Annotated in this window: 8 protein-coding genes and 2 pseudogenes; 1 reads left to right on the forward strand and 9 read right to left on the reverse strand. The window is 34.0% G+C overall.

What is annotated here, in order from left to right; genetic code table 11:
• On the forward strand, positions 1-366 hold a 366-nt coding region (locus PHD84_09950; protein ID MDD5638118.1), incomplete at its 5' end, for a LysE family transporter.
• A 96-nt stretch (positions 367-462) separates the two neighbouring features.
• Here PHD84_09950 and PHD84_09955 read toward each other — a convergent pair.
• The 9 genes and pseudogenes from PHD84_09955 to PHD84_09995 all read right to left on the reverse strand — a co-directional run.
• Complete coding sequence (locus tag PHD84_09955; protein ID MDD5638119.1) at positions 463-1,215, reverse strand: HAD-IIA family hydrolase; 753 nt, start codon at positions 1,213-1,215, stop codon at positions 463-465.
• Between the two features lie 558 nt (positions 1,216-1,773).
• A pseudogene (locus PHD84_09960) lies at positions 1,774-2,655 on the reverse strand (sn-glycerol-1-phosphate dehydrogenase).
• Between the two features lie 68 nt (positions 2,656-2,723).
• On the reverse strand, positions 2,724-3,500 hold the full coding sequence (locus PHD84_09965; protein MDD5638120.1) for a glutaminyl-peptide cyclotransferase: 777 nt from the start codon (positions 3,498-3,500) through the stop codon (positions 2,724-2,726).
• Between the two features lie 104 nt (positions 3,501-3,604).
• Positions 3,605-3,967 carry a P-II family nitrogen regulator gene (locus PHD84_09970; protein MDD5638121.1) on the reverse strand — a complete coding sequence of 121 codons (363 nt, stop codon included), beginning with the start codon at positions 3,965-3,967 and terminating at the stop codon, positions 3,605-3,607.
• Between the two features lie 523 nt (positions 3,968-4,490).
• Positions 4,491-5,216, reverse strand: a pseudogene (locus tag PHD84_09975) (DUF1538 domain-containing protein).
• The gene (locus PHD84_09980; GenBank protein MDD5638122.1) at positions 5,216-5,902 is read right to left on the reverse strand and encodes a DUF1538 domain-containing protein; all 687 of its coding nucleotides are present in this window, start codon (positions 5,900-5,902) and stop codon (positions 5,216-5,218) included. Before PHD84_09980 ends, PHD84_09975 begins: the two are co-directional and overlap by 1 nt.
• A gap of 213 nt (positions 5,903-6,115) precedes the next feature.
• Entirely contained in the window at positions 6,116-6,670 is a 555-nt protein-coding gene (locus PHD84_09985; GenBank protein ID MDD5638123.1) for a YeeE/YedE thiosulfate transporter family protein, read from the reverse strand.
• A 2-nt stretch (positions 6,671-6,672) separates the two neighbouring features.
• Entirely contained in the window at positions 6,673-7,194 is a 522-nt protein-coding gene (locus PHD84_09990; protein MDD5638124.1) for a YeeE/YedE thiosulfate transporter family protein, read from the reverse strand.
• Positions 7,195-7,225: 31 nt separating this feature from the next.
• A partial coding sequence (locus tag PHD84_09995) for an MBL fold metallo-hydrolase (GenBank protein ID MDD5638125.1) occupies positions 7,226-8,587 on the reverse strand: 1,362 nt, incomplete at its 5' end.

Here is an 8,587-nt window from a genome sequence, read left to right on the forward strand (position 1 = left end):
CTGTATTTAGCTTATAATATATTAAAAGCAGACTATTCCTTTGCTCAAAATAATAAGCAGATACAGATACAGCCATTTGGTTTTAAACATGGGATTCTTCTTCAATTCGTAAATCCAAAATGCATTATTTTTGTCCTTACCCTTTATACCGCTTTTCTTCATCCCATTGTAACCAAGCCTCATTTGATACTTGTCTTCACTCTAATTCTGGGATTAATGGGTTTTAGTTCCAATTTTCTATGGGTTTCTTTAGGAGCTGGCATTAGCCATTTCTTAAATCAAGAGTGGATAAAAAGAGTAGTAAATTTATTGTTAGCGCTTCTGCTGGTATATACCGCATTAAGATTGACTGGAATTCTTTCTTAATTATTTTATCTTTAACCTTAACCTTACTAGAGTTAAGGCTTACTAATAAGAAAATGAATCGTAGCAGGAATCAAGTTAATTTATTTCCTTCCTTCCCTAATAAATTTCATCTAATAAAATTTTGATTTCTTTTAGGGATTTAAAGATTAAATCAGGTTGAAAGCCGGAACCAGCTATATCCTCTACTCTGGTCTCGCCGGACAAAACCAGGATAGTAATCATTTCATTATCTTTGCCCATAGCAATATCAGTATAAAGGCGATCACCGATATAAGCAATATCTGCAGCTTCTAATCCGGTAAAATCAAGTATATATTGTAAGGTATAAGGAGATGGTTTACCAAAGACAATAGGCTTAATACCAGTAGAAGTAGTAATCATAGTACAAATAGATCCACAATCCGGAATAAAACCTTCTTCAACAGGACAATTAAGGTCCGGATTTACAGCCAGGAAGAGTATGCCCTCTCTAATATAATGACAGGCTCTAGATACCCTTTGATATTGTAATGATGTATCAAAACCAACCACCACCAGATCGGGATTATCATTCACCAGTTTCACTCCTGCACTCTTAAAATCATCCCTGAGATAGCTATTACCTAAAAGAAATATTTTTTTATTCTTCTGATTGTTAGTTAGATATTTCAAGATAACCTGATTTGAGGTCAAGATGTTTTTTTCCTGAACCGGACAACCCATTTTCATTAATTTATCTTGATAATATCTGGCGTTTTTAGATGAATTATTGGTAAAAAAGTAAAATGTTTTTCCACATTCTTTTACTTTTTTTATAAAGGAAAGTGCCCCCTCAATGATTTTATTTTCCACATAAAAAGTTCCATCCATATCCAGAATAAAACATTTAGCTTGTTTTAGAATATTTTTTTCTTTGTTTTTTGATAAAGTTATATTATATGATTTTTTCTGATAAAAATAATCAACAATTTCTCGAGAAAACTCTTCTAACAGCCCCAAATCCCATAATAATTGTAGAATACCATAACGATTTCTAACTTCTTTCCCATAAATTAAACTGTTATAAAAGGTATCGGCATCGATATCTATTTGTATTGGATTAATTGGAGCCTTGACATCCAGCAATATCTTCTCAATAGTTTTGGTTGTAGGCAATATTTGATCTATCATCTTAATAATATCAAACCATTTCTTTTCAATGATTTTGATGCGTTTTCTATGGCTCTCAATAGAATTTTTCATAGAATCTTCTTCCATAGCAATTATCGATGCTGCGGCAACCTGAAATATTTGGTTTATCTTTTGAGTCCATTCCTGCTTATCGAAATTACCTATTTTTTCCAAAGCGACAGTACAGTCAATTTTTTGTCTGTTCTTTAACATATGAAATAATTTGGTAATAGCTACAGTAGCTATTCCAACCTTAATTCCATGTAAGATTGCTTCCTTACCGCTTAAAAGAAACATAATTTCCCAGCAATGAGAAAGATGATGCTCAGAACCTGAAGCAGGGCGTGAATTACCGATCAAGTTCATCGCAATACCTGATAAAATCAGTCCTTCAGTAAGGCTGGCAATAGCCATCTCATTTCTTTCTAAAATACCTGATAAATTGTTTATGCACTTTTCAATAGATTTCTTTACCAGACCTACCACCCAGTTACAATAATATTCATCGTTAATAATTTTCGTTAATTCCCAATCACATAAACCGGTATACTTCCCCAGCATATCTCCAAGTCCTGCCTGGAGCATATTCAATGGGGCTTTTTTTAAAATATCAATATCGGCTATAATAGCCCGAGGGGTGGTGACTTCAAAGGTTATTTTCAGATTCCCTACAATTAAGGGAGATACAAATGAAGAATAACCATCCATAGATGGGGCTGTAGCTACAATGATATAGGGAATATGTAGTTTATAACTAATATATTTTAATAAATCATTTAACGTTCCTGAACCGACTGCAATAAGCATATCAGTATCTTTATTTAGACGAATTAGAAGTTCTCCAATTGCTCTTTCATCAGCGACCAAAGGCTTTTCTCTTTGAAAAATATGTACTGATAGATTAAATCCATGCTCTCTTAAAAGCTTCTCAACTTTCTCCCCAACTACTCCATAAGTATTTTCATCTGCCACCAGAAATAGATTTTGGCATTGATATTTTGCTAATAAACTAGGTATCCTATTGATTGCATCTTTACCAATAATAATATCGGCAATGCCTGCATAATGGATCTTCCCACAGGTACATTTAATATTTTTATTTATTAAATTTTCAATTTTATATTCTTTTGTTTTAGTCATAGCCGCCACCACCCTCTCTGGATTCATTTTTTAGGAAGTTACCTTTTTGCCTCATAGCTACTAATATTTTACTGTACAAAATTATCCATAATTTTTATCTGAAATATGTTAGGCCAGAATTTACCGGTAACAAATAAATAGCCTTTATCTTCATCATAGGCAATACCATTTAAGACATCAATATCCTGAGAGCTATTTATCTCTATATTGTCTAAAATACCTCCCAAGTCGAGCCAGTTAGTAACCTCTCCTGAGTCAGTATTAATAATAGCAATCTGTTTTGTCTGCCAGATATTAGCGAAAATTTTACCCTTAATATACTCCAGTTCATTTATAAAACGCACCGGGGTCTTCTGAAAATATACTGTAACCTGTTTAACTTCCTCCATGGTACAAGGATCTACAAAATGAAGCACCGGGCTTCCATCACTAATAATAAGATGTTTTCCATCATGTGTAATTCCCCATCCCTCATAAGAATAAGAAAATGTATCTATCAGTTGAAAGGTTTCCTGATCATAGATAAATCCTGTCTGCTCTTTCCAGGTTAATTGATAAATACTATCCTTAAAAATGGTAATGCCTTCTCCAAAATAATCATTTGGTAAATCATATTTTTGTAATACGTTTCCGGTTTGTATTTCTACTTTCCGCAGAGAAGACCTGCCATAAAGTCCTGTACTTTCATAAAAATAATTACCTTTCCATACTAATCCTTGTGTAAAAGCAGTATTATCATGAGGAAAAATATCAATTATTCTATATTGATTTTCGGAAAAACCAGAATTTTCATTATTTAAGCAGTTTTGAGCAGAAAAAATTAAAAGTAAAAATAGATTTATCAATAATAACAAACTTTTATAATTCAAATTAAAAAAATTATTCTTCAATAAAAAAGATTTTTTTCTGAATTTTAGCATAAAATTATAATAAGTAACCTTTGAATTTCCTATTTTTTTGCTTCATCATCTTTTTTTTGTTCTAAACCACACAGATGACAGATGCCAACCACTTTTTTTACATCCAGTACAAAAGAAATTCCCTTACCTGGCTCATCCAAACATAACTCCTCCCGAATTGCTTTTAATACCTGATTGGTCTTGTTGTTGTCAATCAGAGTAAAGACAATTTCTTTTTCCGGCTCAATAGGAATTCCAAATATTTTTCCACCTTCATGTACTCCAGCACCACGTCCTAACAAAATGGTACCACCTTCAGCTCCAGCTTTTTTAGAAGTCTGAATAACATCTGTAGCATACCCTTTACTGACGATAGTCACAATTAAATCAAATTTAATATTTATTTCAGCCATATTTCCCCTCCATTATCTTTATTATATTTCATAGAACTCTTCCTATAGGGATTCTGTTAATATCTATAAATGAATTATATTCTAATCAAGCTAATTGCAAAAGTTTAAAGTATTTTTTAGAAATAACATCTCGATGTACATACACTTTTTCAGATTATTCCTTATTTCTTTTCTTGGAATGATAAAGATAACAGATTTCAGCAATTTTATCCATATCTATAGTAAATAGCAAGCCCTCGTTAGAATCATCCAAAAATATTTTTTTCTGAATTGTTCTTATAATATCGGTAGTCTTATCTTTTTCTATTAGCTTGAATAGCATCTCTTTTTCTATTTCTTCTGGAAAGGTCACTATTTCGCTGTAAACATCAACTTTGTTATATGACTCTTGAATGCTATTATCTCCTTTAAATTCGATATTTTTAAAATATTTTACAATATCTGCCATATATTTTTTTTTAGCAAATACTCCCAGTAAAACAAATTCTTTTACTTTTTCTTTTTCAGCATTTATCTTTGCTTGTTCGTTAGCTTTGGCTTCTGCTCTATTGTATAATATACCCAATACAAGGATAGAAAATATGGGAACCATAGCCACCATTGCAATCATTCCAAAAGCATCAGTTAGAGGATCACTGCCCAAAATGACAGTTGAGCTCCCAACAGTTAGTGATAAAAGAAAGGTAGCAATCATAGGTCCGGTGACTACGCCTCCGGAATCAAAAGCTATGGATACAAAAATAGGGCTAACAAACCACATAAAAATCAACACTATTAAAAATCCCGGTAAAATGAAATACCACAGAGATATATTATTTATCATTCTGAACATCGATAAAGCCACCGCCACAGCAACACCAAAAGATAAAAAATAAAGGATAATTTTTCTATTAATCGAGCCTGCTGTTACTTTTTCAACTTCAATAATTAATACCTGGATCGCCGGCTCAGCAATGGTTACTACAAATCCCAATACAAATCCAATTGGAATAAGAATCCAATTATAAGATAATTGTCCAAGTGTCTTACCTATTAAATCACCCATGTAAATAAAACCCAAATCAACCCCACTCAAAAATAAAACAAGTCCTAAAAAAGTAAGTAATAATCCTCTTAAAACTATCACAAACTGTGCTTTAGGTAATTTTATTTTTATAAATTGAAATATAACAAATATGATTAAAAGGGGTAATAAAGCAAATAGCACTTCTACTGTTTTGTCTATTAGAATATCTATAAATATTTTCATTAGAATATCATCCCTAGAATTAATACTGCTAAAATAGGTCCGACAGACGCTAAGCCTACAAAACCAAAACTATCTCCAGATGTAGTTTTTGCACCACTTACTGAAGACATCCCTACTCCAAAGGCAAGAATAAATGGAACTGTCATGGGACCTGTTGTAACACCACCGGCATCAAAAGAAACTGCAAAAAAATTTGGTGAAGAGAATATGGCCAATAGAAAAACTAAAATATAGCTACCTAATAATATAATTCGCAAAGATATTTTATAAATGATTCTGACCAACGATAAGGCAAGAAATATGCCTAATCCTAAGGATACAGTAACCATTAAAAGACTTTTGGGAATCTCTCCATTTGAAACATCCATTACCTGATCTGCAAGGATCTGTAAACCGGGTTCAGAGATAGTAACCGCAAACCCTAAGGCAATACCAAGACCAATAACCAGCCATAGATTCTCGTTCTTCATTAAAAAAATACCAAATTCCTCACCTATAGGCAAAAGACTATATCGCACACCAATAAGAAACAAAATAAAACCAGAAAAGGTTAAAACAACCCCAAAAAGAAAAATCATAAATTCCCTTATCGGCAATCGAATAATGGTAAATTGTAAAAGAAATACTGCGATAGTTATGGGTAATATAGCCTGTAGTACTTCTATCATTGTATTTTTAATATTCATCTAAATTCTCCAGATTAAAATAGATGCATCGCTAAAATATTATATAACAACTACAGTTCTATGTAACTTCTATAATATTTGGGTTATTTCAGCAATAAATAAAATTGGATTATATAAATCTAACTTTCAAAAAATATATTCACTTAACATATAATAAAACAATTAAATTAAATTCTTCTTCAGTTGAATAAGGCTTTAATTTTTCATTATTTTTTATAAGCCAACTGATTCAATTATATACAAAAATAATACAATCAATAGACTTATAGGGATAATTACTAACCAGGGGTTTACTTTTAGATATTCTGGGATAGTAATTTCACCGAACCATCCTATCTTGAGAAATTTTTCCAATCCTGGATATAAATGGGCAAAAATTCCGGACCCCATTAGAATACCTACTAATCCTCCAAATAATGCATCTAAATTTCCCTGACCGATGGCAGCTGATATGGTTCCTGGACAATACCCCAATAATGCAAATCCTACTCCAAATATCAAACCTCCAACTACAGTCATACCGACAGAGCCTGGTTTTGGATGCAATTCTACCATTCTCATACCTTTCATCAGATAAATGCCCACCATACCCACCACAATTGCTGATAGCATTATCTTGATTACGGTGAAATCTTTCAGTAGCAATTGCCCCATAATCACATCATATTTAGCTACTCCTCCTTTTTGCAGTAAAAAACCAAAGAAAAAGCCCATTAGAAGACCGAGGAATAACTGTATTTTATTCTGAGAGTGTAATTCCTTTAACATCTCTAACCTCCCAGTCCATAATATATAAATTGTGCAGCACCTACTCCAGCGATAAAGAATAATATTACAGCAATCCAACTGCTTACTGCCAGCTGCATAGTTCCGCTAATACCATGACCACTGGTACAGCCTCCAGTCCAGCGAGCCCCAATTCCCAGAATAATACCGCCAATTAATGCAGTAAAAAAGCGGGGTAAAAATACTATGCCGAAACGTGCCATCCAAAGAGAAGGAATAAGTCTTAAAGAAAAATCCCCTGAAAGCCTTGCTGAAACCAGGGAACCAGCGATAATACCTAAAACAAACATCCACTCCCAATCAATCACAGCAGGAAATTTTTGGTAGTAGGGATTTTTTGCTAAAGACTTACCTGTTATAGCCTGTTCTATCATGCCACTGGTTCTGGAAAAAGCAGTAGAACATCCAATAGGTTTATTGGAAAGCAAAAAAGTAAACCAGCTTAATATCCCAATCCCTGCTCCAACTAAATAAGGAGAACATATTTTCAATGTTAAAAATTCCATTTATAATTCCTCCTTTGGGAATCAATTTTTACTATTTTCTATGAATCTTCCAGCGATAAGGGAAACTTCCCCATTTATTAATTATCTCCCTGTTTTCACCAAATTCTCCCATTCCGGTCATTCCACCGGCAACATTTACCAGCTGTTCAAATCCTCTCTGTAAAAGTAAAGAAATTGCAAGGGTTGAACGATGACCCGTGCTGCAGACAACATAATATTTTTCTTCTTTATCCAATTCCTTGTATCTTTCTCTCAAATCAGGAGCAGATATGTTAATCGCACCTTCTATGTGTTTTTCTTCGAATTCAGATGCTGCCCTAACATCCAGTATTTTAATATCATCATCTTCCCTTAACAATTCCAATTCCGGGGAAGAAACCTGAAGTACATGACGGCTTGGCAATCCGTCTTTAGCCCATTCAAACATTCCGCCTTCCAGGTAACCACATGCATTATCCAAACCGACCCTCCGAAGCCATACTGCTACCTCTTCAGCAGAAACTCTATCAGGTGTTACCAGCAGAATCTGCTTTTCTGGTGGAATAACCCAACCGGCAAAAGTCGGGAAATTTCCGTCATAAGTAATGCCATATGAATTTATAATATGCTGGCCTGCAAAGGCATCATAGCTGCGGCAATCCAGGACTATATATTTTTTAGATTCTGCCAGCTTTCCAAATTCAATTGGTGACAAAGCCTTAATGAGGTCTATTTTTCGAACTAATTTTGGACCTTTCCGGTTAATCTCACTGCAACGGCTAAAATGGTCCGGTGCCGGGGGCATATCATTGGTCAAAGAAGCAATAAATTCCTTTTCTGAATCAATCTGTAATGCTTCATTGTATCTCTTCTCATAACCAATTGTGCTTCTTCTTTTTGCTCCCATGGCTCTTCCACAGAGAGAGCCCGCCCCATGTGCCGGCAATACTTCACAAAAATCAGGTAATTCCTTGAATTTTTTCAGGCTGTTGAATAATTTGGAGGCTAATTCCTCTGCTCTGCCCGGAAATAAATCCGGACGACCAACATCCCCTACAAATAATGTATCACCAGAAAATAAAACCACTGGCTCCTTACCTCTGGACTTATCTGTAACAATATAGGCAATATGTTCCGGTGTATGACCCGGGGTTTCCAATACCTTGATTGAGATATTGTCAATTTGGAATTCATCTCCTTCTTTTAATGCCTTATGTTCAAACTGACAATCAGCCGAAGCCGGTGCATAAATTTTAGCCCCTGTTTTCTCAGCTAAATCCATGTGCCCTGATATAAAATCTGCATGCAAATGAGTTTCTAAAATATGGGTTATCTTAAATCCCATATCTTTTGCAACAGCAATATATCTATCAACATCACGACTAGGATCAACAATAGCACAATTTTCCTCTCC

The sequence above is a fragment of the Atribacterota bacterium genome (assembly GCA_028717805.1).
In the GTDB taxonomy this organism is placed as follows: Bacteria; Atribacterota; Phoenicimicrobiia; order Phoenicimicrobiales; family Stramentimicrobiaceae; genus Stramentimicrobium.

Excerpts from the sequence above, each read along its gene's own strand:
- PHD84_09955 (MDD5638119.1), bottom strand. The coding sequence starts at position 1,215 with ATGGATGGAACTTTTTATGTGGAAAATAAAATCATTGAGGGGGCACTT.
- PHD84_09970 (MDD5638121.1), bottom strand. The coding sequence starts at position 3,967 with ATGGCTGAAATAAATATTAAATTTGATTTAATTGTGACTATCGTCAGT.
- PHD84_09980 (MDD5638122.1), bottom strand. The coding sequence starts at position 5,902 with ATGAATATTAAAAATACAATGATAGAAGTACTACAGGCTATATTACCC.
- PHD84_09985 (MDD5638123.1), bottom strand. The coding sequence starts at position 6,670 with ATGTTAAAGGAATTACACTCTCAGAATAAAATACAGTTATTCCTCGGT.
- PHD84_09990 (MDD5638124.1), bottom strand. The coding sequence starts at position 7,194 with ATGGAATTTTTAACATTGAAAATATGTTCTCCTTATTTAGTTGGAGCA.